The 22,932-nt window shown below is 70.3% G+C and carries 18 protein-coding genes; 13 read left to right on the top strand and 5 right to left on the bottom strand.

Annotated features, from left to right (window positions below; translation table 11 throughout):
• The first annotated feature begins 97 nt into the window (after nt 1-97).
• The 4 genes from ACQ86G_RS03315 to ACQ86G_RS03300 all read left to right on the top strand — a co-directional run bounded on the left by ACQ86G_RS03315 (nt 98) and on the right by ACQ86G_RS03300 (nt 7,932).
• A complete protein-coding gene (locus ACQ86G_RS03315; protein ID WP_431259311.1) occupies nt 98-3,166 on the top strand; it encodes a two-component regulator propeller domain-containing protein in 3,069 nt (1,022 codons plus the stop codon).
• 140 nt (nt 3,167-3,306) lie between these two features.
• On the top strand, nt 3,307-3,543 hold the full coding sequence (locus ACQ86G_RS03310) for a hypothetical protein (RefSeq protein WP_431259310.1): 237 nt from the start codon (nt 3,307-3,309) through the stop codon (nt 3,541-3,543).
• A 113-nt stretch (nt 3,544-3,656) separates the two neighbouring features.
• Entirely contained in the window at nt 3,657-5,201 is a 1,545-nt protein-coding gene (locus tag ACQ86G_RS03305) for a methyl-accepting chemotaxis protein (protein ID WP_431259309.1), read from the top strand.
• A gap of 64 nt (nt 5,202-5,265) precedes the next feature.
• The gene (locus ACQ86G_RS03300; RefSeq protein ID WP_431259308.1) at nt 5,266-7,932 is read left to right on the top strand and encodes a 2-oxoglutarate dehydrogenase E1 component; all 2,667 of its coding nucleotides are present in this window, start codon (nt 5,266-5,268) and stop codon (nt 7,930-7,932) included.
• 140 nt (nt 7,933-8,072) lie between these two features.
• Here ACQ86G_RS03300 and ACQ86G_RS03295 read toward each other — a convergent pair whose 3' ends face one another.
• Entirely contained in the window at nt 8,073-8,441 is a 369-nt protein-coding gene (locus ACQ86G_RS03295) for a hypothetical protein (RefSeq protein WP_431259307.1), read from the bottom strand.
• Nucleotides 8,442-8,633: 192 nt separating this feature from the next.
• Here ACQ86G_RS03295 and ACQ86G_RS03290 point away from each other — a divergent pair, with 192 nt between their 5' ends.
• Nucleotides 8,634-9,713, top strand: coding sequence for a GGDEF domain-containing protein (locus ACQ86G_RS03290; RefSeq protein WP_431259306.1), 1,080 nt, complete (start codon nt 8,634-8,636; stop codon nt 9,711-9,713).
• Nucleotides 9,714-9,728: 15 nt separating this feature from the next.
• Here ACQ86G_RS03290 and ACQ86G_RS03285 read toward each other — a convergent pair whose 3' ends face one another.
• A complete protein-coding gene (locus tag ACQ86G_RS03285) occupies nt 9,729-13,439 on the bottom strand; it encodes a CheR family methyltransferase (protein WP_431259305.1) in 3,711 nt (1,236 codons plus the stop codon).
• 165 nt (nt 13,440-13,604) lie between these two features.
• On the opposite strand from ACQ86G_RS03285, the gene dmeF reads away from it, so the two are divergent.
• From dmeF to ACQ86G_RS03245, 8 genes are all read left to right on the top strand, one after another.
• Entirely contained in the window at nt 13,605-14,630 is a 1,026-nt protein-coding gene (dmeF, locus tag ACQ86G_RS03280) for a CDF family Co(II)/Ni(II) efflux transporter DmeF (RefSeq protein WP_431259304.1), read from the top strand.
• 55 nt (nt 14,631-14,685) lie between these two features.
• Nucleotides 14,686-14,826 (top strand): hypothetical protein, encoded by a 141-nt coding sequence (locus tag ACQ86G_RS03275; RefSeq protein WP_421037509.1) that lies wholly within the window; start codon nt 14,686-14,688, stop codon nt 14,824-14,826.
• Nucleotides 14,827-15,009: 183 nt separating this feature from the next.
• Nucleotides 15,010-15,234 carry a hypothetical protein gene (locus tag ACQ86G_RS03270; RefSeq protein ID WP_431259303.1) on the top strand — a complete coding sequence of 75 codons (225 nt, stop codon included), beginning with the start codon at nt 15,010-15,012 and terminating at the stop codon, nt 15,232-15,234.
• A 205-nt stretch (nt 15,235-15,439) separates the two neighbouring features.
• A complete protein-coding gene (locus ACQ86G_RS03265; protein ID WP_431259302.1) occupies nt 15,440-15,691 on the top strand; it encodes a hypothetical protein in 252 nt (83 codons plus the stop codon).
• Nucleotides 15,692-15,710: 19 nt separating this feature from the next.
• Nucleotides 15,711-16,058: a hypothetical protein gene (locus tag ACQ86G_RS03260; protein ID WP_431259301.1), complete on the top strand. Its 348-nt coding sequence runs from the start codon at nt 15,711-15,713 to the stop codon at nt 16,056-16,058.
• A 112-nt stretch (nt 16,059-16,170) separates the two neighbouring features.
• Complete coding sequence (locus ACQ86G_RS03255; RefSeq protein WP_431259300.1) at nt 16,171-16,653, top strand: cell division protein FtsI; 483 nt, start codon at nt 16,171-16,173, stop codon at nt 16,651-16,653.
• Between the two features lie 14 nt (nt 16,654-16,667).
• On the top strand, nt 16,668-17,381 hold the full coding sequence (locus ACQ86G_RS03250; protein WP_431259299.1) for a flagellar basal body L-ring protein FlgH: 714 nt from the start codon (nt 16,668-16,670) through the stop codon (nt 17,379-17,381).
• 178 nt (nt 17,382-17,559) lie between these two features.
• On the top strand, nt 17,560-18,330 hold the full coding sequence (locus tag ACQ86G_RS03245; protein WP_431259298.1) for a Crp/Fnr family transcriptional regulator: 771 nt from the start codon (nt 17,560-17,562) through the stop codon (nt 18,328-18,330).
• A 15-nt stretch (nt 18,331-18,345) separates the two neighbouring features.
• Here the strand turns inward: ACQ86G_RS03245 and ACQ86G_RS03240 are convergent, their stop codons facing one another.
• The 3 genes from ACQ86G_RS03240 to ACQ86G_RS03230 all read right to left on the bottom strand — a co-directional run bounded on the left by ACQ86G_RS03240 (nt 18,346) and on the right by ACQ86G_RS03230 (nt 22,920).
• Nucleotides 18,346-18,891, bottom strand: coding sequence for a cysteine hydrolase family protein (locus ACQ86G_RS03240; protein WP_431259297.1), 546 nt, complete (start codon nt 18,889-18,891; stop codon nt 18,346-18,348).
• 143 nt (nt 18,892-19,034) lie between these two features.
• On the bottom strand, nt 19,035-22,049 hold the full coding sequence (locus ACQ86G_RS03235; RefSeq protein ID WP_431259296.1) for a TonB-dependent receptor: 3,015 nt from the start codon (nt 22,047-22,049) through the stop codon (nt 19,035-19,037).
• 10 nt (nt 22,050-22,059) lie between these two features.
• Complete coding sequence (locus ACQ86G_RS03230) at nt 22,060-22,920, bottom strand: hypothetical protein (RefSeq protein WP_431259295.1); 861 nt, start codon at nt 22,918-22,920, stop codon at nt 22,060-22,062.
• Nucleotides 22,921-22,932 lie beyond the last annotated feature (12 nt).

Below are 22,932 nucleotides of genomic sequence, written 5' to 3'. Positions count from 1 at the left end.
CCGGATGCTTCTTCAGGACCGGTCACAATCGCCGTCTCCGCCGCCTATGACTTTCGACCGGTCCTCCTCCAGCGCCTGTGCCTCTCCCGAACCTGCGATGCCGACGCATCGTCGCGTGTCGGCGTGGCTGATCGCCGCGTTCTGCATGGCGGTCTCGGCACCGGGCGCCATGGCGGCCACCGCAGCGTCCGCGCCCCAGGCGGCGGCGAAGACCATTTCGGCATCGGCATCGGCATCGGCATCGGCATCTGCCTCCGTATCGGCGCCGGCCACCGACCTCGGCGCCATCGGTGATCTCTCCGACCCGATCCGCGCGGTCAGCCAGTACAAGATCGATCTCTGGCAGACCGAACAGGGGTTGCCGCTCAATACGGTCCAGGCGCTGCTCCAGTCCCGCGACGGCGGCCTGTGGATCGGCACTGCCGGCGGACTGGCCCGCTTCGACGGCAAGCGTTTCGTGACCTTCGACGCCGCGCGGGCGCCGGACGTCGCCTCGCAGCCGGTGTTCGCGCTGCTCGAGGATCGCCAGGGCCGGCTGTGGATCGGCCATCCCAACGGCGTCACCGTCTACGATCATGGGCGCTTCTCGACGGCCATCACCAAGGCGCAGGTGAGCCGCCGCAGGATCTGGTCCCTCGTCGAGGACAAGGCCGGCGCGATCTGGGCCGCGGGAGATGGCGGCCTGGTCCGATGGAAGGACGGGGCGGTCAAGGTCTTCGGCGCCGCGGACGGCCTGCCCGCGACGCGGCTCCGCAGCGCCGCCTTCGATACCGCCGGCACGCTCTGGATCGGCACCACCGGCGCCGGCCTGCTCGCGATGACGCCGGACGGCAAGTTCAAGGTCTTCGATCCCGCGTCCGGCTTTCCGCATGCGCAGGTCCGCTTCGTGATGGCCGACCCGGCCGGCGGCGTCTGGGCCGCGACGGCGGGTGGCGGGCTGGTCCGCATGCGGGGCGTGGACCAGCCGGAGATGCGGGTCTACACGACGGCCGACGGTCTGCCCAGCGACCACCTGACCGCGCTCACCCGCGATGCCCGCGGGGACCTCTGGATCGGCAGCTGGGGCGCCGGCGTCAGCCGCTTCCGCGAGGGACGCTTCAGCACGATCTCCACCGGCAACGGTCCGGGCACCGGTCTGGCCGGCAACCAGATCTGGTCCCTGATGGCCGACCGCGAAGGCAGCGTCTGGGTCGGCACCTGGGTCGACGGCCTGAACCGGCTGCGCAACCGTGCCTTCACCGTGCTCGGCACGCCCGAGGGCCTCAGCCATGACAACGTCCGCTCGGTCGTCGCCGGGCGCGACGGCGCGATCTGGGCCGCGACATCCGGCGGCGGGATCAACCGGCTGAAGGACGGCCGCATCACGACGCTGCGCCAGGCCGACGGCCTGCCGACCGACGAGGTCTCGACGCTGCACGAGGCGCGTGACGGCACGCTCTGGATCGGCACCTACACGGCCGGCGTCGCGCGCCGGAGACCCGACGGCCACATCGACACCTTCGGCGCCGACAGCGGCCTGCCCGGCGTCGAGATCCGCGCCATCTACGAAGACCGCGCCGGCACGGTGTGGGTCGGCACGCGCTCGGCGCTGGCGCGATTCAACGGCCAGGGCTTCGACGTCGTGAAGGCGCCCGGCCTGCCCGGAGAAGGCGTCGCGGCGATCCTGCAGGACCGCGCGGGCGCCCTCTGGTTCGGCACCACCGGACAGGGCCTGGTGCGCTGGCGAGACGGCAAGGCCCGGCAGTTCACGACGGCCGACGGCCTGGTGTCCGACTGGGTCATCGCACTGAAGGAAGACGCCCGCGGCGAACTCTGGATCGGCACGAACGGCGAAGGCATCAACCGGATCAAGGAGGGCCGCATCGGCGCGATCAAGCCGGCGGACGGGCTGTGGGACGGGTTGTCGCAGGTCTTCCTGGAGGACCGGTCCGGGCACTTCTGGATGACCTGCGACCGCGGCTTCTATCGCGTCGCGCGCGACGACCTCGACGCGTTCCTCGACGGCGGGCTCAAGCAGGTGCGGTCGGTCGGTTTCGGGCCCGGCGACACGCTGCGCGCGACCAGCTTCGCCGGCAACCTGCAGGCCGCCGGCGCGGTCGATGCCCGCGGGCGCGTCTGGCTGCCGTCGTCGGCGGGCCTGGTGGTGGTCGATCCCGAGCGCCTGCCCGGTGGCGGCGAACCGCCGGCCGTGCGCATCGAGCAGATCAAGGTCGACGGCGAGCCCCTCGCGCTCGACGGCCAGCCGCTGGTCCTGCCGCCGGGACCGGTGGCGCTGTCGGTGAGCCTTGCGGCGTCGACGCTGCGCGAGGCCGACCGCGTGCGCTTCCGCTTCTGGATGGAAGGGCTGTCCCGCGGCTGGACCGATGTCGGCAACGACCGCGAGCTGACCTTCCCCGCGCTCTCCCACGGCCAGTACAAGCTGCGCCTGGCGGTGTCCGGCGACGGCCAGCGCTGGCGCGAATCGGACACCCCGCTGCCGGTCACCGTGCAGCCGCGTTTCCATGAGACCGGCTGGTTCCATTTCCTCGTCGCGGTCGGCGCGATCGGGTTCTTTGCCGGCGCGGTGATGTTCCGGATGCGCCAGCTGCGCGAACGCCACATCGAGATGGAGCGCCTGGTGGCGCAGCGCACCGAGGAGCTCCGTCAGGCCAACGAGCATCTGAAGCAGCTCTCCTTCCTCGATGCGGTCACCGGCCTGCCCAACCGCCGCCGCTTCAACGAGGCGGCCGACGAGGAATGGCGCCGCGCGCGCCGCACCGGCACCTCGCTCGCGCTGGTGCTCGCCGACGTCGACGCGTTCAAGCGCTACAACGACCAGATGGGCCACCTGAAGGGCGACGAGTGCCTGGGCGCCGTGGGCGCGGTGCTCGGCGCGTCGATCGGCCGGGCCGGCGACCTGGCGGCGCGCTACGGCGGCGAGGAGTTCGTCGTGCTGCTGCCTGGCGCCGACCGCGATGCCGCGCTCAAGGTCGCCGAGTCCGTCCGTTCGGGCATCGAATCGCTCGCCATGCCGCACCCGACCTCGCCGGCCGGGCCGGTCGTGACCATCAGCCTCGGCGTCGCTGCCTGCGTGCCCAGCGACACCTGCACGCTGGAGAACCTCATCGCGCAGGCGGATGAGGCGCTCTACGCCGCCAAGCGCGAAGGGCGCAACCAGGTGCGCTGACGCCCGCGCCTTCACAGGGATTTCATTCCCTGAGGACGGATGCGGGTGTACAACGGAGGCTCCGCGTCACCCGTGTCCGTGCGCGCCCCCTTCGCGCCCGTCGACCCGGCATTCCAGCGTCCGTCCGACCGTTGCCGACCATGACGACCTCGCAGACCGTCCGCCAGCACAGGGGCCGCACCTACGTCCTCGATACCCACGGGCCGGGCGCCGGACCGTGGCGAGGGCGATTCGTCGTCAAGGGCGAGGAGGACGGCCGTCCCGGCGTCACCGCCTGGCACGAGCTGGACGATGAATTCCCTTCCGCCGACGAGGCTGTGGCTTACGCCGACCGTGTGGCCTGCCAATACATCGCCACGTTCGCTGAGCAGGCATGAAAGTCAGGCTGAAGAACAGGCTGGACGGCTACGCCTGAACTGGCTTCAGTAAAGCCTGCCGGCCCGTTTTTTGCCCCGCCGAGGTCCGACCGTTCGGCCTCAGGGAGAAAAACATGCCAACGTTGTCCAACTTCAATATCGGCACGCGGCTGGCCGCCGCCTTTGCCGTCGTCATCGCCTTGCTGCTGCTCGTGCTGGCCGTGGCCGTCTCGGTGCTGAACCGCACCAGCGGCACGATGGACCGGGTGGTGGAAGACCGTTATGCGCAGATCGCCGTCAGCGACGACATCAAGAATGTCGGCGACCAGGGCGTGATCGTGATCGGCCGCCTGCTGATGGCCACCGATCCCGCGCAGGCCAAACGCTACATGGACGACTACGCCGCCGTCCGCGCCGCCAACACCGAGAACTTCGCGAAGTTCGAGAAGATGCTCAACACCGACGAGGCGAAGGCGATCTTTGCCGAGCAGTCGGAGGCCCGCAAGGTCTACGGCGCCGCAGTGCGCAAGCTCTTCGACCTGGTCGCCGCCGGCCAGCGCGAGCAGGCGATGAGCGTCTACCAGGGCGACATGGCGCAGTCTCAGGTCCGCTACTACGCGCTGATCGACAAGATGGTCGACTACCAGGCCAAGGCCATGGCGAACGACGTCGTCAGTGCCAAGGAGGACGCGCGGCGGTCCAAGCTGTGGATGACGCTGGTGGCCGCGATCGCCGTGGTGCTGGGCGTCGTGACCGCCATCAGCATCACGCGCTCGATCACGCAGCGCATCCACGGCGCGATCCGGCTGGCCGAGGACGTCGCCAAGGGCGACCTCACGCTGCGCCCGCTGCCGCAGAGCACCGACGAGATCGGCCGGCTCATCGGCGCGTTGCAGCACATGGTGCGCAGCCTGCATCGCATCGTCTCCGAGGTCCGGCAGGGCGCGGACACCATCTCCGCCGCGGCGAAGGAGGTCGCGCAGGGCAACGCCGATCTCTCGGCGCGCACCGAGGCGCAGGCCAGCGCGCTGCAGCAGACCGCCTCCGCGATGGAACAGCTGACCGCGGCCGTCCGCATGAGCGCCGACAACGCGGATCAGGCGAACGCCAGCGCCGCCTCGGCGTCCGAGGTCGCCGGTGCCGGCGGCAAGGCCGTGGGCGAGGTTGTCGCCACGATGAGCGCCATCTCCGCGTCCTCGCAGCGCATCGGCGAGATCATCGGCACGATCGACGGCATCGCGTTCCAGACCAACATCCTGGCGTTGAACGCGGCGGTCGAGGCCGCGCGCGCCGGCGAGCACGGACGCGGTTTCGCCGTGGTGGCCTCGGAGGTCCGGGCGCTGGCGCAGCGGTCGGCCGGCGCGGCCAAGGAGATCAAGTCGTTGATCGTCCAGTCGACCGAACAGGTCGACGCCGGCGGTCGGCTGGTCGAGCAGGCGGGCGCGACGATGTCGCAGGTCGTCTCCGGCATCCAGCGCGTCAGCGGCGTCGTCGCCGAGATCAGCGCCTCCAGCCGCGAGCAGAGCATGGGCATCGAGCAGGTCAATGCGGCCATCATCCAGATGGACGACACCACACAGAAGAACGCCGCGATGGTCGAGCAGAGTACCGCGTCCGCCAAGGCGCTGCAGGACGAGGCGGCGCATCTGAACAACGCGGTGCGAGCCTTCGTACTTTGACGGTCGCTGGCCCCCACCCCCACCTCTCCCGCCGGGGTCTTCGCAACTCACCAGGGAGTTTCAGATGAACGACCGGATTCACGACGGCGCGCCTGCGGGTGAGTCATCCACGCGCTGGCGGCCCGAAGTGCTCGCCTTCATCGAGGCGCATCGCCGCGACGGTCATCGCAGCGCGCGGCTGGATCCGCTGGGCCTGTCACGCCCGGCCGATCCGACGCTGCTCGATCCGCAGCGCTTCGGGCTGAACCCCGGCGACTGGCTGTCGCCGCGGGGCACGCCACTGTGGAGCGCCCGCACCGTCGGCGATCTCGACCGCGCGCTGAAGGCGATCTACTGCGGCGGTCTGGCGCTCGATGCCAGCGCGGTGCGCGACGCGTCGCGGCGGGACTGGCTCCATCACGCGATGGAGTCCGCACCGCCCGGGGCGGGCGGCGCCGCCGAGCGCCTCGCGCTGCTCGACCGGCTGATCCGCGCGCAGGGCTGGGAGGAGCACGTCGCCCAGGCCTTCCCGCATGCGAAGCGCTTCTCGCTCGAAGGCAACGAGACCCTGATCCCGCTGCTGGACGCGCTCTGCGAGGAGGCCGCAGGCCACGGCGTGCGGCGCGTCTTCCTCGGCATGCCGCACCGCGGCCGCGTCAACGTGCTGGTCAACCTGATGGGCTTCCCGCCCGCGCGCGTGCTGGACTTCTTCGATCCGAAGTCGCCGCATCCCGAGCTGCACACCGACCTCATCTACCACCTCGGCGGCGAGCACGAGCTCGACACGCCGCGGGGGCGCCTGACGTTGACGCTGGCGCACAACCCGTCGCACCTGCAGAGCGTGCACCCCGTGCTCACCGGCCTGGCGCGCGCCTGCCAGGACGCGCTCGGCCGCGAGCGGGCGGACCAGGACGGGCGCCGGCTCGTGCTGCCGCTGATGCTGCACGGCGACGCGGCCTTCGCCGGACAGGGCGTCGTGATGGAGACGCTGATGCTTGGCGGCAAGCCCGGCTACACCGTCGGCGGCACGGTGCACGTGATCATCAACAACCAGGTCGGCTTCACCGAGCCGAACCCGATGAGCGCCTGGCCGGCGCAGTACTGCACCGACGTCACGCGCATGGTCGACGCCCCGGTCCTGCGCGTGAACGCCGACGAACCCGAACAGGCGCTGCGCGCCGCGGCGATCGCGCTCGACTGGCGCGCGCGCTTCGGCTCCGACATCGTCATCGACCTGATCGGCTACCGCCGCCTCGGCCATTCCGAGAGCGACGTCCCCGCGCTCACGCGGCCGCGCATCCACGCGCTGATGCAGACGCATCCGACGATCGTCGACCGCTATGCCGACGCGCTGCGCGCCGACCGCGTCCTGCCACCGGGCACCGACATGGCCTCGCACGTCACGCACAGCCGCGTGCGCGCACACCAGTCGTTCTCCGATCCGGCGATCCCCGAGACGGACGAGGCGCCGTCGCCGCTGCGCCGGCCGGGCGAGGTGCCGGTCCTGGACCTCGCCGGACTCCAGGCCCTCGTCGATCCGATGACGCGGCTGCCGGACGGCTTCGAGCCGCACGTCATGGTGCGCACGCTCACCGACCACTGGCGGCGGATGGCGGCCCTGGCCGATCCGCCGCTGCGCGCCGACTGGTGCTTCGCCGAGAACCTCGCCTACGCGACGATCCTGCGAGGCGGGCTCAACGTGCGCATCTCCGGCATGGATGTGAGGCGGGGCACCTTCCTCCACCGGCAGGCGGTGTGGACCTCGCAGGCGACCTCGCAGACGACTTCGCAACCGACCTCGCAACCGACCTCGCAGACAGCCCAGAAGACCGGATCGGTGGGCGACGGCGGTCCGACGGAGTTCGTGCCGCTGCGACAGATCGGTGGCTGCCACGGGCGCTTCGACATCTTCAACTCGCCGCTGTCCGAGGAGGCCGTGCTCGGATTCGAGTACGGCTACAGCGTCGGCGCGCAGCGCACGCTGACGGTGTGGGAGGCGCAGTTCGGCGACTTCGTCAACGGCGCGCAGGTCTTCGTCGACCAGTACATCAGTTCGGGCGAGGAGAAGTGGGGCGACACCTCCTCGCTGGTGATGCTGCTGCCGCATGGCAACGAGGGCATCGGCCCCGATCATTCGAGCGGCTACCTGAGCCGGTTCCTGCAGTTGTGCGGCGAGGACAACCTGCGCGTGGCCTGCCCGTCGACGGCGGCGCAGTGGTTCCACCTGCTGCGCCGGCAGGCTTTCGACACCTTGCGCAAGCCGCTGGTCGTGATGTCGCCCAAGGGCACGCTGTATCACGAGAAGGCTTCGCACGCCGACATCGCGGACCTGACCGACGGCCGCTTCCAGACGGTCATCGACGACGCCGCTGTCGAGCGCCCGGCGCAGATCGAGCGCCTGCTGCTGTGCAGCGGCAAGGTGCATCATGACCTTGAACGCGGACGGCGGTCGGTGGCGCGCGCGGATCTGGCGCTCGCCCGCCTCGAGCAGTTCTATCCCTTCCCGGCGGAGGAACTGACGGCGCTCTTCGCGCGGTACCCGGGTCTCGTCGAGATCACCTGGGTGCAGGAGGAGCACCGTCAGCAGGGTGCCTGGACCTTCGTCCGGGAGCAGATGGACGCGGTCTTGCCGCAGCATGTGCAACTGCGTTGCGTGGCGCGCCGTGCGAACGGGTCCGGCGCCACCTCTTCCCACGCCATCCATCAACTGGAGCAGGTGGAACTGGTGGCCCGGGCGCTCGGCGAGGCCTGACCCCTCCCGCAGTCAGAAGGTCCCAAGGCCCGAGGACAGCGAGTGCTGGTGGGGCCGGAATGCCGCTGGGGGTTCCCGGAGGGATGCCCCCTGCGGCGTGGAGTGCCCGCGTCAGGCCTGACGGGGTTGGGCGGTCTCCCTTACTGCCCCAGGGAATCCGTCCGCCGCCTGCTCGAGGCGCTCCCCCGTCCTTGCGCCTGGGGCCGTCCGAGCTGGAGGATCTCGATCGCGTGACAGGCCGCCTCGGTGGCGTAGGAGAGCGCTTCGTTCTCCGTCGCCCAGGCCGACTCCGAGATCGGGTGGACGACGTCCAGGCCCTGGGCCGGCGCCAACTCGTCCCCGAAGGCGTCGTTGGCGGCGTGGGTGGCCGGCACGAGGCCGTGGTCCGCCGCATCGCTGCGACGCCTTCCGGCATCGAGCAGCTGGTAGCTGCCGGTGAAGGCGCCGCCGGGGGCGGGCATCGATTCGACGCGGTAGCTCACGCCGCGGTACTGTCCATCGCGTTGCATGCGGGTTCTCCCTGGTCTGCGGTGTTGCGAAAGCGGCAATTCCCACGCCCGGCGGGGCGGCACTATGTCGCGCCGATGAAGGACGCGCGCGCGATCCGGCGGACGGCACCGGTGTCATGACGGACGGTGTCCGACTCGGCTTTCCAGTTGTGACAACATCCACGCCTTCAGCCCTGATTTCGACTGCCGATCTTGGATGCCCTGCTCGCCCGCCTGACGTCGACCGTCCCCGTCGCCCGCAACCTGGAACAGCTGACCCGCCCGCTGCTGGACATGCTGGGCACGGTCACCGGCCTGGAGTCGACCTACCTCACCACCATCGACCTGCGCGCCGGGGAGCAGCACGTGCTGCTGGCCCGGAATGCCGGCACGATGACCATCCCCGAAGGCCTGACGGTCGCCTGGTCGGACACGCTGTGCAAGCGGGCGCTCGATGCCGGCCGCATGGCCACGAGCGACGTGGCGTCGTGCTGGGGCGACTCCGACGCCGCGCGTCAGCTGGGCATCCAGACCTACGTCAGCGCCCCGGTGCGCGACGACGGCGGCGAGCTGCTGGGCACGCTGTGCGCGGCCAGCGCGGAGCGCCGCTCGATCAGTCCCGAGGCGCAGTCGCTGCTGCGGCTGTTCTCGACGCTGGTGAGCCAGTTCCTGCAGCGCGAGCGGCTGGTGGCCGACCTGCGCGCGGCCAACGAGCAGCTGGCGACCTATGCGCTGACCGATGCATTGACCGGCTTGCCGAACCGCCGCGCGCTGTTCGACGAACTCCAGCGCGAACTGCAGCGCGCCGCACGCGACGGCACCTGCGTGCTGCTGGGTTGCATCGATCTCGACGGCTTCAAGTCGGTCAACGATCAACTGGGCCACCATCGCGGCGACCTGTTCCTGCGCGAGATCGCGCAACGCCTGTCGCTGGAACTGCGAGGCTCCGACATGCTGGCGCGCGTGGGCGGCGACGAGTTCGTCGTCGTCGGTCCGGGCGTGACCCTGGCCGGCCTGCCGCGCTCGCGGGGACCGCTGGTGGAACGCGACGAGCCGGCGCAGGCCGCGCGCACGCTCGAACAGCGCGCCGCGCTCGCGAGCGTCGGCCGCTTCGACCTGGACGGTCATGCGCTGCAATACGCGGGCGCGAGCGTCGGGGTGGTGGCGCTCGATCCGGCCGGGCTCAGCGTCGAGCAGGCGCTGCATCTGGCCGACCAGCGCATGTACGAGGTCAAGCGCGCGCGTCGCCGCACCGTCCTCATGCCGGCGATGCTGGCCCAGGCCGCCGACTGATCCGGCGGCGCCTGCTCAGCGCGGGCGCGCGAGCAGGAGTTTCTCGATCAGCAGGTCGACGTCCACCGGCTTGGCCAGGTGTTCGTCGAACCCGGCGGTGATCGCCGCGTCCCGGTCCTGCAGCGTGGCCAGCCCCGTCAGCGCCACGGCATACAGCGGGGTCGCGGTGCCGAGCGCGCGTTCCCGCGCGCGCAGCCGCCGCACCAGCGAATAACCATCGGCGCCGGGCATCGCCACGTCGCTGACCAGCGCCTGCGGCGGATGCTCGGACGCTGCCGCGACCTGCTCCCAGCCCTGCTCGACCGAGGCCGCGGCGCGCACTTCGGCGCCGGCCAGTTCCAGCAGGTGCCGCAGCGCGTCCAGCGCGTGCGGGTCGTCGTCGACCAGCAGCACGCGCAGGCCGCCGAGGTTGGCGTCGGCGCCGTGGCGCGGCGCCGTCTCGGGCGTGTCCGAGACCAACTCGACCGCCGGGAAGCGCACCGTCAGGCGCGTGCCGCGGCCTTCGCCGTCGCTGTGCGCCGTGACCGTGCCGCCGTGCGCCAGCACCAGGTGGCGCACGATCGACAGGCCCAGTCCGAGACCGCCGTACTCGCGGGTGCGGCTGATGTCGGCCTGCGTGAAACGGTCGAACAGGCGCGGCAGCAGTTCCACCGCGACGCCGATGCCGTTGTCCACGACGGCCAGTTCCACCGTCGGCCCGATGCGGCTCAGCGATACCGTGATCCGTCCGTCGCTCGGGGTGAACTTCAGCGCGTTGCCGACGAGGTTGGCCACGATCTGCTGCATCCGGCGCTGGTCGCCCTGGATGCGGTGCGGCTGCTGCAGGCCGGTGCTGCTCAGCGTCAGGCCCTTGGCCTCGGCCGCCGGCTGCAGGCTGTCGAGGACGGTGCGCACGCAGGCCGAGAGGTCGAGCGGGCGCATCTCCAGCGTCAGGTGGCCGGACGCGATCCGCGACACGTCCAGCAGGTCGTCGATCAGCTGCGCCTGCGCCTGGCAGTGCTTGAGGATGGTGGCGATGGCCCGCGTCGCGGTCGCCTCGCCGAGCGTGCCGCGTTCCTGCGACTGCTTCAGCACCGAGGCCCAGCCCGAGATCACGTTCAGCGGCGCGCGCAGCTCGTGCGAGACCATGCCGAGGAAGTCGTCCTTGGCGGTGTTGGCGCGCTCCGCGTCGTCGCGCGCATGCTGCGCCGATTCCAGCGCGCAGCGCAGCTCGTGGATGTCCTGGAAGGCGATCACCGCGCCATCGATGCGTTCGTCCGCCGTGCGGTACGCCCGCACGTTGATCAGCCACCAGCGGCCTTCGGTGTCCTGATGCTCGTGCTCCACCGGTGCCAGGCCTTGCACGGCGGCCTGCACCAGCTGTTCCAGCTGGCCGACGGCGAAGCGCGAGGTGACGTTCACCACCGGCTGCCCGATCGCCTGGCCCAGCGCCGCGGGATCGAGGCCGAAGAGCTGCGCCACCTGCGGCGACGCATGCCGCAGCCGCAGCTGACGATCCAGCACCACCACCGGCAGCGGGATGCCCTCGACCAGGTTGCTGAGGTCGTCGTTGGCCAGGTCCAGCTCGTCGTTGCGCGACTTGAGCTCCTCGTTCAGCGACAGCAGCTCCTGGTTGGCCGATTCGAGCTCCTGCTTCGCGCTCTGCAGCTCCTCGTTGGCGCTCTGCAGTTCCTCGTTGGTGCTGAGCATCTCCTCGTTGGCGGTGCGCAGCTCCTCGTTGGCCGATTCGAACTCGACGACCAGCGTGCGCAGCTGCGCCTGGGTCGCTTCCAGCTCGTCGGACAGGGTTGTGACGGTGCGTTCGAGCTCGTCGACGCGGGCGCGGGCGCCGCTGGGCGAGAACGGCGGCGTGGACAGCGCCGACGTCGCTTCGGCGACCGGTTCGTCGGGCTGCGGCGCGAGGGTGACGAGGAAATGCTGCAGCGCCTCGCCGGCTTCCAGCGGCAGGACTTCGAGCACGTAGCGCCGGTCGTTGAAGGCGACGCGTTCGCGGCGCACTGGTTGCCCGGTGCGCTTGGCCTCGACCAGCGCGGTGCGCACGGGCACGTTGAGCGCCGCGTTCAGCAGGCGCGGCAGCGCGAGCGTGGCCTCGCCGCTGGCTGGCGCGATGAAGGCGGAGACGTCGCCGCGGAACTGCACCACGTCGCCGCCCTGGCTGACGACGAATCCGGGCGGCACGTAGCGCGCGAGCGCGACGCGGTTGGCGGCCTCGCTGACCAGGTCCGGCGGCGGCGCCTGCGGCACGCGCGGCGCGTCGCCGTCGCTGACCCAGGGGCGCAGCGCGTCGATGGGGAACAGCGGCCGGTGGCGGCGCGAGTTCGGCAGCTTGCGGTACAGGTGCGGCGCGCCGGCGTGCTCGAAGCCGTCGGCGACGGACGCCGCCTCGGCGCGCCCCAGCAGCATGAAGCCGTCGTTGCGGCAGGCGTAGTGCAGCACCTCGAAGACATGCTGCTGCGCTTCCTTGCGGAGGTAGATCAGCATGTTGCGGCAGCTGATCAGACCCATGCCCGAGAACGGCGCATGCGTGAGCAGGTTGTGCCGCGCGAAGACGCACATCTCGCGCAGGTCCTTGGCCACGAGGTAGCCGCCGGATGTCGGCACGAAGGCGGTGTCGCGGAAGGGTTGCGGCACGTTCTCCAGCGCGGCGGCGCTGTAGCGGCCGGCGCGGGCGGTCTCGATCGAGGCCTCGTTCAGGTCGGTGCCGAAGATCTGCACGCGGCGGTTGATGCCCTCGGCGTTTATCGCCTCCTTGAGCAGCATCGCGATCGTGTAGACCTCCTCGCCGCTGGAGCAGGCCGGCACCCAGATGCGGATCGGATCGTGGCGCAGCGCCAGCAGCTTGGGCAGCACGACCTGGCGCAGCACGTTGACGAACTCCGCGTCGCGGAAGAACGCGGTGACGCCGATCAGCACGTCGTCGCGCAGCGCGGCCGCCTCGTAGGGATCGGTGCGCAGGAACTGCAGGTAGGCGCCGACGTCGCGGTCCTTCTGCAGCAGCACGCGGCGCAGGAAGCGGCGGCGCAGGTTGACGTCCTTGACGTAGCCGAGGTTGACGCCGGCCTTCTGCTGGACGATCGCCAGCGCGGTCTCCAGCGCGTCGACGTCCTGCGCCACGCCGGTGGAGCCGGGGAGGTCGCCCTCGTGGTGCGGTTGGCCGAAACGGCGCAGCAGCGCGGCGGCGATGTCGGCCGGCGGCAGGACCTCGTCGACCAGGCCGGTGTTGATCGCGGCGACGGGCATGCCGTCGTGCGCGGCGGTATTGGGCGCCTGCGCGATCACGAAGCCGCCGGTGGCCTTCAGGTCGAGGATGCCGGCCGCGCCGTCCTGTCCGGTGCCGGACAGGATGACCACCGCGCCGTCCTGGTCCGGGTCCTGCGCCTGGGAGGCGAGGAAGGCGTCGATCGGCAGGTGCAGGCCGGGCGTGCGGCGCGTGAGGCGGAAGTGGCCGTCCAGCGCCATCACGCCGCAGTTCTCCGGCAGTACGTAGACGCGGCCGTGATGGACCTTGGTGAGGTGCTCGAGGCGCTCGACCGGCAGCGCGGTGCGGTCCTGGAGGACCTCCGGCAGGCGGGTGACCTCGTTCGGGTCGAGATGGGTGATGACCAGGACCGCGAAGCCCGGTTCGTTCGGTAGCGCACCGAGCACGGTGCCGAGCGCATCGATGCTGCCCGCCGATCCGCCGAGCACCACCACCCGCAAGGGTTGTCGCTCCTCTGTGTCGTCCACCACCCGGGATCCCGTCGCATTGATTGGAAAACTGCGGCGCAGTCTACCCTTGTCGCATGGCCGGTCGCGCGCAAGGACTCTCGCCGCGCGGCGGGCGGTCGAAGGGATACTGCGGCGCGCTTGCCGCCACGCCACCACTTCCGCTTCCACTTCGCAGCCGCCGCCATGTCTCCGTCGACGTCCACCACGCCCTGGCAACACACGCACGTCTTCGACGAGGGCAATCCGCTTGCCGCCCGCAACACGCGCTGGGCCGTGCTGCTGACGGCGTTGATGATGGTGGCGGAGATCGCCGGCGGCTACGTCTTCAACTCGATGGCGCTGCTGGCCGACGGCTGGCACATGAGCTCGCACGCGGTGGCGCTGGGCGTGTCCCTGCTGGCCTATGGCGCCGCGCGGCGCTGGGCGAAGGACGGGCGCTTCGCCTTCGGCACCTGGAAGATCGAGATCCTCGGCGGCTACAGCAGCGCGCTGCTGCTGATCGGTGTCGCGGGGCTGATGCTGTGGCAGTCGGTCGAGCGCCTGGTCGCGCCGACGCCGATCCACTATGACGAGGCGATCGCGGTCGCGGCGGTCGGCCTTCTGGTGAACCTCGCCTGCGCATGGCTGCTGCGCGGCGAGCACCACCATCAGGGGCATGACCACGGCCACGGCCACGGCCACGGCCACGGCCATGGGACCGGACACGACCACGGTCACGGACATTCGCACGATCGCGACGGCGGGCATGGACATGACGGTCATGGTCACGACGACCTGAACCTCCGCGCCGCCTACCTGCATGTGCTGGCCGATGCGGCGACCTCGGTGCTGGCGATCGTGGCGCTGCTGGGCGGCCGGCTGTGGGGCGCGGACTGGCTCGACCCCGTGATGGGGATCGCTGGCGCGGTGCTGGTGGCCGCGTGGGCGCGCGGGCTGCTGCGCGACACCGGCCGCGTGCTGCTGGACGCGGAGATGGACGCGCCGGTCGTCGAGGAGATCCGCGAGGTCATCACCGCCGCGCCGTGGCCCGCGGCGATCGCCGACCTGCATGTGTGGCGCGTCGGACGCGCGCAGTACGCCTGCATCGTCTCGCTGGTCACCGACAGCCCCGAGGCCCGACCGGACGAGGTGCGGCGGATGCTCTCCATCCACGAGGAACTTGTTCACGTCACCGTCGAGATCAACCGCCCCGACCGGGCGACTGTCTGATCCGCGCCGCGGACCTCGGCGGAGGCCCTGCGGCGCGCCGCCACAATCGCGGCCCATGAAAACCAACTACCTCTTTGCCGCCATCCTGGTCAGCAGCCTGATCGGCGCCTTCGTGGCCAACCGTTCGATGAAGACCGCCTGCGCGGTGGTCTCTGGCGCGATCGCGCTGTATGCCTTGCTGCGTCAGGTGATCTGATCAGTTCCATCAGATCGAAATGATCGATCTGATGAGGGAGCCACGCAGTCTTGCGTCGCCGACCGCCTGACTGTCCGACGCGGCCTTCCGTCACACCCCTCCGACATCCCCCTAGTTCACCCTATGGTGGGATGGCACTTGGGCCGACCCCCGCTGATAGTGGGAACTCGTCAGGAGAGGACCATGCGACAACGATTCGCGCCATCCGCCGGAGAACCCGGCAACCCCTTCAGTTCGGCCATGCAGCGCATCCTGCGGCAGACGGAGGTGTTGCTGCAGCGGCGTATCCCGTTCAGCCCGTCGGGCTGGCCCATCGAGGACCCGCCCGCGCTGGAGGGCCTCGAGGTTACCGAGTCCACCTGGGACGAATGGACCGAAGCGATGGCGCTCCAGAGCCGGGGCGCGTGACTCGCGCGTTGATCGCCCGGGCCGGTGCCGCGCCCGCGCGAACTTGAGCCGGCAAAGCGGCGGAGACCTCCACCAGTCCTGATCCCTCGGTGACGCAGTTCACCGAGTCCGCGACGACCGCCGCGTTCGTCGCGCTCATCGCGGCATGGCGGACACCGGTCGCGGCGAAGAATCCGTTCACCCCAACGAACGAGAGCGCTTCGCCATGCACGTCAAGTCCAACGCTTCTTCGTCGCCGACGGCGCACGTCGGTGCCCCGGCCTCCGCAGGCCCGGCCAAGGCCGCCAAGAACGGCGCGCCCGATTTCACCCGGATGCTGAACGACGCGAAGGCCGGCGCACCGGCCTCCGCGGCGACGGCGCCGATGGCCGCCGCGCCGGCCGCCGCCGTCGGGGCATCCAGCCCCACGCCCGCCACGCTGTCGCTCGACACGGCCTCGCTGGCCGCGCGCGGCTGATCGTCGCCGGGAGTTCCCCTTGAGCAGCGTGCCCCTCCTGTCCAGCCTGGTCGCCCTGGCGACGTCCTCCGACGGCGCGCACGAGGGCGGCCGAGCCGCCTCGTCGGGCGGGTCCTCGGGATCCTCGCGGGGCAGCGGTCCCAGCCTGACGCTCGGGCCCGTGCTCGGCGTGACGGCCACCATCAGCGCCAAGGGCCTGCAGGCGCTGGCGAGCGACGCGGTCGATGCCGTCGAGACGGTCGCCGACGTCGTCACCGGCACGGTCGGCGATGTCGCCGGCGGCGTCGGCAACGTGCTCGGCAATGTCGTCGGCTACGGCGTGATGGCCGCGCTGGGCGGCGGCGCGGTGCTCGACGAACTGGCGTGAGGGTCAGGCCATGCGCATTCGACCGGCCCCCGCGCTGCGCGTTCCCGTCGGGTTGCTCGGAGGGCTCGGGTGGCTCGGCCTGATCGGGACGATGGGGCTAGTCGGCTGTGCCGTGCTGAGCCCGCTTCCCGCGTGGGAGATGGTCAAGGGCGCCGGCACGGCGACCTCGACCGCGCTCGCGACCGCCGCGCCGGCCAAGGCCAGCAACACCGTCCATCACGGCGACGCGCCGGTGCGCACGCTGTGCATCGAGTTCAACCGCAACGCGCCGCTGGAGGACCTGGTCCCGGCGATGCAGGCGGAGCTGAAGGGGCAGGGCGTGGACAGCCGCGTCTACGAGCCCGGCACGGGCCTGCAGCAATGCGGCGTGTGGCTGCGCTACGTCGCGACGATCGAATGGGGCGTGCCGCCGATGGCCAGCGGCTACCGCGCCAACCTCAGCGCCGCGTCGCTGAGCCTGCACCGGTCCGACGGGACGCTGCTGTCGACCAGCAGCTACGTCGCCGAGGAGAACTTCGGCCTGGCCCGCTGGGCCGGGACGCGCAACAAGATCGCGCCGGTCGTGAAGGCGCTGATCACCGGTTTCCAGAGTTGAGGGGGAGGGATGTGATGTCGAAGAACAAGTCCCGTGGTGCGATCGGCGCGTCCACGTTGCCGCTCGCGGCCGTCGTGCTGGGGATGTTCGGCGGATGCGCCGGCACGCCGCCGACGGTGGCCGGTCCGATGATGGTCACGCCGCCGCAGGCGCCGATGTACATCGAGCGGCCGAGCAACGGCGCGATCTACCAGCCGAGCATGTCGCCGACCTCGCTGTTCTCGAGCGAGAAGCGTCCGAGCGCCATCGGCGACACCCTGAAGGTGGACATCCAGGAGACGCTGAAGGCCAGCCAGAAGCAGACGACGGACACGACCCGAGACAACAAGCTCGCGGTCCACGGGCCCGGCGGCCAGAGCAAGATCGGCGCGGTGGAGCGGCTGCTCAACATCGACGCGACGGCCGCGGGCAGCGATTCCTTCAAGGGCTCGGGCACGACGGAAACGGACAACAGCTTCACCACCACGGTGGCGGTGAGCGTCATCAACGTGCTGCCCAACGGCAACCTGCTGGTGGCGGGCGAACGCAACGTCGGCCTGAACAAGGGCGTGAACACGCTGCGCTTCTCGGGGATCGTGAATCCGCGCGACATCCGCCCGGGCAACCTGGTCTCGTCGCGCGACGTCGTGAACGCCAGCCTGGAGAGCGTGGCGCAGGGCGACGTGTCGGAGGCGTCGTCGCGCAGCTGGCTGCAGCGCGTGCTGGCAAGGAGCCTGTCCATCTGGTGACGCGCTGATCGCCGCACGGTCAACCCGCAAAGCGGGCCGACGCCACGGGCCTTATCGACCGATCGAGGTCGGCGGTCCGCTTCTATAACCCACGATTCGCCGCAATGGCTTTCGCGACAGGTCCGCATCAGGGGCGGAGGGCGGAGCCTTGTCCGGCGGACTTCATGCAGAACACACCATGAGCACGAGAGGGACGCGGACGCCGACGCACGACGGCGCACCGGACACGACGAGCGACGACTGGCTGGCCGACGGCCAGATCCGGACGTACCGGCGTGGCCAGAAGATCATCGAGGCCGGCACGCCGCTGGCCGAATGGATCGCGATCAGCGGCGGGGCGGCCTTCCTCGCGGCCAAGGTCGCGGCGGACACGCGGGTGGCCGTGGCGGCGCTGTGGCTGGGCGACGTGATCGGGGCGGACTCGCCGCTGGGCAAGCTGGCGGCGCGCTACGACGTGACGGCGCTGGTCGACGTCACGACGATCCACATCCCGATGCCGCGGATGAAGGACACGAAGGCGCCGGAGCGCGACGCGGCGACGGGCGAGCTGTACGCGGCGACCGCGTCGCGGCTGCAGGACCAGATCACGATGCGGCTGGCGGGCAACGGCTTCCAGCGGCTCATCAGCGTGCTGGCGACCTTGGCGGCCGCGCTGAGCAGCTCGCAGCGCGCCGGCATGGTGGGCAACAGCCTGGCGCTGCCGGTGTCGCAGGCCTGCATCGGGCAGCTCTCGGGGCTGTCGCGCCGGCAGACGTGGATCTACCTGGGGCAGTTGGCCGAACGCGGCTGGAGCCGCACCTCGCGCACCAAGGTCACGCTCGAGGGCCTGAACGCCTGGCTGAGCCTGATGCACGAGGTCGAATCGCGCGGGCTCGACTGCATCGGGACGGTGGATCAGTGCGACATGACCTTGTCGCAACTCGCCAGCGCAAGGACGTCGCTGAAGTGATCACCAAGCCGGGGGTCAGTTCTTTCCGAAGCTGATCTCCGCCGCCTTCTTCGCCTCCATCTTCGGCCCGAAGCTGTTGAGGTTGCGCAGGATCAGCGTGTGGTGGTCGATGATCTGCGGCGCCGTGAGGTCGCCGTAGGCGATCGTCGTGTGGCCGTCCTCGACCAGCGTGACGTCGTAGCCCGAGCTCAGCGCGCGGCGCGTCGACGTGTCGACGCAGAAGTCGCTCTGCGCGCCGCAGATGACCAGGTGCGTCACGCCGACCCCCTTCAGCACCGCGTCCAGGTCGGTCTTGTGGAAGGAGTCCGGCGAGGTCTTGAACACGCGCCGGTCGTCCGGCCGGACGTGCAGGCGGTCGTCGATCTGCCAGCCCTCGCTGCCGTGACGAAGCGGCTCGTAGCCGTCCTCCTCGTGCTGGACGAAGACCACGGGCGTGCCGGTGTCCCGCGCCTGGGCGATCAGGCCGTTGAGGCGGCCGATCACGGCGTCGACCTCGTGGCAGGCGTACTCGCCCACGCAGAGCGCGCGTTGCAGATCGATGATGAGCAGGGCAGTGGTCATGGCATCCGGCCGTTGGCGATGAACAATGCCGGCCAGCATAGCCGGCAGGCCACCGTCCACGCCGATCGTCATGTCCTCCGACCTTGTCCCCGCTTTGCGGTGCCGGTCCGCCTTGGCGAGCCCGGGCCTGCGCAGGCGACGCCTCAGAACTTGTAGTTCAACACCACCCGCATCGCGCGGTTGTCGCCGCGGATGTTGTTGGGCTTGTCCAGGTTGAGGTTGTCGCCGCCCAGCCGGTTGGGCGTCGCCCCGGACTGCGGCGCGTTGCCGATCCAGTCGTCGAAGCCGCCGTAGTTGTCGGCGCCGAGCACGTTCAGCACGTCCAGTCGCAACGCCACCTGGTGGATGCCGTACTTGAAGGCCTTGCCGATGCTGATGTCGACCTGCCGGAAGCTCGGCGAGTCGCCCTCGACCAGGAAACACTGCGGCGTGCCGCCGATGCAGTTCGTCAGGCGCCTCGGGAAGCCGCTCGCATACGTGCCCTTGGCCGAGAAGGTCAGCCCCCACGGCAGCAGCTTGTCCGTCATGAACGCGCCGACCAGCCGGTGCCGGTCCACCAGCGTGCTCGGATTCCAGCCGCGACCCGCGCGGCCGTAGGTCCAGTCGAAGGTGTCGTTGCTCCACTGGAGGTTGGTCGTCTTCGCGTCGCTGTAGGTGTAGGCCAGCGTCGCCGTCCAGCCCGAGGATTCGGTGTACGGCTTCTCCGCCTTCACGAACACGGAGTCCGTCCGCGTGCGGCCGATCGAATCGCCCAGCACCACCTGCCCGAAGCCGTTCGGACCGCCCCACAGCGGGTCGATGGATGACTGCTGCGCGAAGCCGCCGTTGGCGTCGCGGTTGCCGCTGAACCAGACGAACTGGTTCTTCGCCTCGACGCGGCTGAGCGCGATCTCGCCGTTCCATGTCTTCGTGAGCGCCTGACGCAGCCCGATGCTGAACTGGTCCGCGTAAGGCATCTTCAGATCGTTGCGGACCAGCCAGATCTCGCCGCCGGGCGACTGGTTCTTCTGCGCCTCGTCGAGCGCGTGGTTGGCCATCGTGCGGTCGTAGCTGCGGCCGTAGCCGCCGAAGACCACCGTGTTCCGGTTGCCGAAGACGTCGTAGGAGAACCCGACGCGCGGTGCGATCGCGTTCTTGAACGCCTTGCGGGAGTTGCCGCTGCTGATGTACTGCGACACGTCGATGCCGCCCTTGGCCAGCGACTGCGCATAGGTCTGGCCCGCCGGCGGCGTGATGCCGTAGCGCTCGACGTCCGGCGCCAGCAGCGCCGCGATGCGGTCGGCCGGCGTGGCGTACGCGTTGTTGAGCATGTTGTCCTCGTAGTCCCATCGGACGCCGAGGTTGAGCTCGAACTTGTTCGTGACGCTCCAGTCATCCTGGAGGTACAGCCCCCACTGCTTGTTCTTGAAGCTGGCACCCGAAGCCGCCGCCGCGCGCCGGATGTTGCACTGCGCGCTGGTGCTGCCGTTGTTGGAGACGTTGGTGCCCAGGCAGTTGCTGCCGTCCCAGTAGGGCAGGCCGGTGACGTTGTCGATCAGCACCTCGACCGCGTCGACCGAGTTGGCCGTGCCGCTGAGGTCGTAGCGCATGTCCTTGAACTTGACGCCGCCCTTGATCACGTGACCGTCGAAGCCGGTGTAGGTCAGCTCTTCCGACAGGAAGGTGCCGCGCTGCTTGCGCCGCTGCGCATCCGGCGAGCCGCCGTCCAGGATCACGTCCTGCGAGGACGTGAGCACCTGCGGCGACGCTGTCGACACCTTGTAGCGGACCAGCGGCGTGTCCGACGCCGACTTCGGATTCCAGAGGTAGTCCTCGTAGCCGATGCGGGCCTCGCTGAGCCAGTCGTCGCGCGACCATTCGTGCTTCAGGTCGATGCGTGTCTCGTCGTTGCGGCGCTCCTTGTCGTTGCCGGGCAGCGAGAGGTTACGGTCCTCGGCGATGCGGTCGGTCTCGCGCCGCAGCCGCGCGCTGAGGGTCAGGCGATGCTCGTCGTTGAGCTGCGCGTCGAGCTTGCCGAAGAACAGGTCCTCGTGGAACGGATCGACCTGGCTGCCGCGCCGCGCCAGCAGCTCCGGCACGATGCCGGCGTTGGGCAGCTTCTCGAAGTTCTGGCCGGCGATCTGGCGGGAGTCCTCGATGCGCTTCGCGTCGTACGCGACGAAGAAGTGCAGCTTGTCCTTGACGATCGGACCGCCGACGCTGCCGCCGTATTCGTACTTCTCGGACGATGGGCGCGGGATGCCCTGCGCCTCGCGGTCCTTCTCGAGCGAGTTCATGGCCCGCCAGTTGGTGCCCGTGCGGTCGCCGTAGAGCTCGCCGTGGAACTCGTTGGTGCCGGACTTCGTCACCGCCGTGATCGCGGCGCTGCTGACCTGGTCGAACTCGGCCTTGTAGTTCTGCGTCAGCACCTTGTATTCGGAGATCGCCGACTGCGGGAACGGGTTGCCGCGCGTGTCCGACTGGCCGCTGACGCCCCCGCGCAGGATGTTGTTCTTCTGGCCCACGCCGTCGATGAAGACGTTCAGGTGGTCGAAGTCCTGTCCGCCCGACTGCACGCGGCTCAGGCCGCTCGAATCGGTCGAGAACGCGACACCGGGGGCGAGGTCCGCCGCGCTGAGGAAATTGCGCGTGTTCTGCGGCAGCGCTTCGATCATGCGCTGCGACACGACCGTGCCGAGCTGCGAGTCCTTGACGCCTTGCCGGCTCGCGTTGCCTTCGACGGTCACGGTGCCGAGCTGGATGGCATCCGGTGTCTCCGCCACGGGTGCGGCGCCCAGGTCGAGCGCGGCGCTCTCGCCGACGGACAGCGTGATGCGTTCGGTCCTGATCGGTTTGCCGTCGGCCGCGGCGACGCTCACGACGTACTCGCCCGGCGCCAGGCCGATCAGCGCGTAGCGTCCGTCGGCGCGGGTACTTGTGCGGTAGCGGGCGCCGTTGGCGCTGTTGGTGGCGGTGATGGACAGTCCGCCCGGCTGGACGCCGGCCGGCGCCGTGACGAGACCGCGCACGGTCGCCCGGCTCACCTGGGCCTGGGCGGACGTGGCAACGCCCGCGGCAAGCGCGACGGCGACCGCCAGCGCGAGCGCGGACCGGGTGGAGGAGGGGAAGGTGGGGTGACGGGAGGAGGCGGTCGTCAGCCGCGGACGCAGGGCAGTCATCGACCGCGCGTCAGGTGGACGGGCCGGCCTTGGCGCGGCGCATCTGCTCCGCGAAGACCTGTTCCATCGCCTTCTTTTCAGGCAGCACGTACACGATGCCACCGCGCTTGCCGAAGGTCGGCCAGAGCGTCTGCTCGAAGAATTTCACCGGCATGTTGATGCAGCCGAAGCTGATGCGGTTGTCCTTGGGCGTCGGCGAGGCGAGCCGCTCCAGTCGACGCTCCGCGGGGTTGGTCGGGCGCACGCGGTGCATGGACACGGCGGCGTCGTAGTCGACCCAGAGCACGTCCTCGTGCCCGGCGTTCTTGCCGGGCTGCGCGACGAAGCGGCCAGCCGGCGTCGTGCGCTCGGACGGCTTCACCTCGGCGATCGGCCGCAGGCCGATGCCCGCGACGCTGTCGTCGCCGGCGGCATAACCCAGCAGCACCGGCGTGGTCGCCTGGAGCTTGCCTTCGGGGCTGAAGACCAGCACCTGGGCCTGGCGCTTGTCGAGGATCGCGAACGGGCGACCGTTGTGATCCCAGCCCGCCATCACCCATTGGGCGAGCTGGCGGGCCTGCTTGGAAACCTTGGTCTTGCCGAAGTCGGCCGTGCCGGTCCGCAACACTGGCGCGGGGGCGTGGACGACCGGCTGGACCGGTGCGGAAGGGGTGTGTCGGGCCACGACGGGCGGAGCCGGTCGCAGGTGCTTCATCAGGAAGGTCGCCGCCGGCCAGGCCAGCAGCGCGCCGGCCAGACCCAGCGCCAGTCCCTGCGCCGCCCATCCTGCGCGTTCCCGCAGGTGCTCAGGGATCCGTCCCGGAACCGACCACGAGGGCGGCTTCGGTGGCGGCGGATCACTGAAGAAGTACCCGCTGGAGGCGCGCAGCATGGTGGGCTTTCA

The organism is Roseateles chitinivorans (assembly GCF_050632145.1).
Taxonomy (GTDB): domain Bacteria; phylum Pseudomonadota; class Gammaproteobacteria; order Burkholderiales; family Burkholderiaceae_C; genus Roseateles; species Roseateles chitinivorans_B.
The sequence above is the reverse complement of the archived record's forward strand: the minus strand, read 5'-3'. Positions and strand labels throughout refer to the sequence as shown.

Coding starts and splice junctions, on each gene's coding strand:
- ACQ86G_RS03230 (WP_431259295.1), bottom strand. CDS start 22,920: ATGCTGCGCGCCTCCAGCGGGTACTTCTTCAGTGATCCGCCGCCACCG.
- ACQ86G_RS03270 (WP_431259303.1), top strand. CDS start 15,010: ATGCGACAACGATTCGCGCCATCCGCCGGAGAACCCGGCAACCCCTTC.
- ACQ86G_RS03245 (WP_431259298.1), top strand. CDS start 17,560: ATGAGCACGAGAGGGACGCGGACGCCGACGCACGACGGCGCACCGGAC.
- ACQ86G_RS03305 (WP_431259309.1), top strand. CDS start 3,657: ATGCCAACGTTGTCCAACTTCAATATCGGCACGCGGCTGGCCGCCGCC.
- ACQ86G_RS03295 (WP_431259307.1), bottom strand. CDS start 8,441: ATGCAACGCGATGGACAGTACCGCGGCGTGAGCTACCGCGTCGAATCG.
- dmeF (WP_431259304.1), top strand. CDS start 13,605: ATGTCTCCGTCGACGTCCACCACGCCCTGGCAACACACGCACGTCTTC.
- ACQ86G_RS03300 (WP_431259308.1), top strand. CDS start 5,266: ATGAACGACCGGATTCACGACGGCGCGCCTGCGGGTGAGTCATCCACG.
- ACQ86G_RS03250 (WP_431259299.1), top strand. CDS start 16,668: ATGTCGAAGAACAAGTCCCGTGGTGCGATCGGCGCGTCCACGTTGCCG.
- ACQ86G_RS03265 (WP_431259302.1), top strand. CDS start 15,440: ATGCACGTCAAGTCCAACGCTTCTTCGTCGCCGACGGCGCACGTCGGT.
- ACQ86G_RS03240 (WP_431259297.1), bottom strand. CDS start 18,891: ATGACCACTGCCCTGCTCATCATCGATCTGCAACGCGCGCTCTGCGTG.
- ACQ86G_RS03310 (WP_431259310.1), top strand. CDS start 3,307: ATGACGACCTCGCAGACCGTCCGCCAGCACAGGGGCCGCACCTACGTC.
- ACQ86G_RS03275 (WP_421037509.1), top strand. CDS start 14,686: ATGAAAACCAACTACCTCTTTGCCGCCATCCTGGTCAGCAGCCTGATC.
- ACQ86G_RS03235 (WP_431259296.1), bottom strand. CDS start 22,049: ATGACTGCCCTGCGTCCGCGGCTGACGACCGCCTCCTCCCGTCACCCC.
- ACQ86G_RS03315 (WP_431259311.1), top strand. CDS start 98: ATGCCGACGCATCGTCGCGTGTCGGCGTGGCTGATCGCCGCGTTCTGC.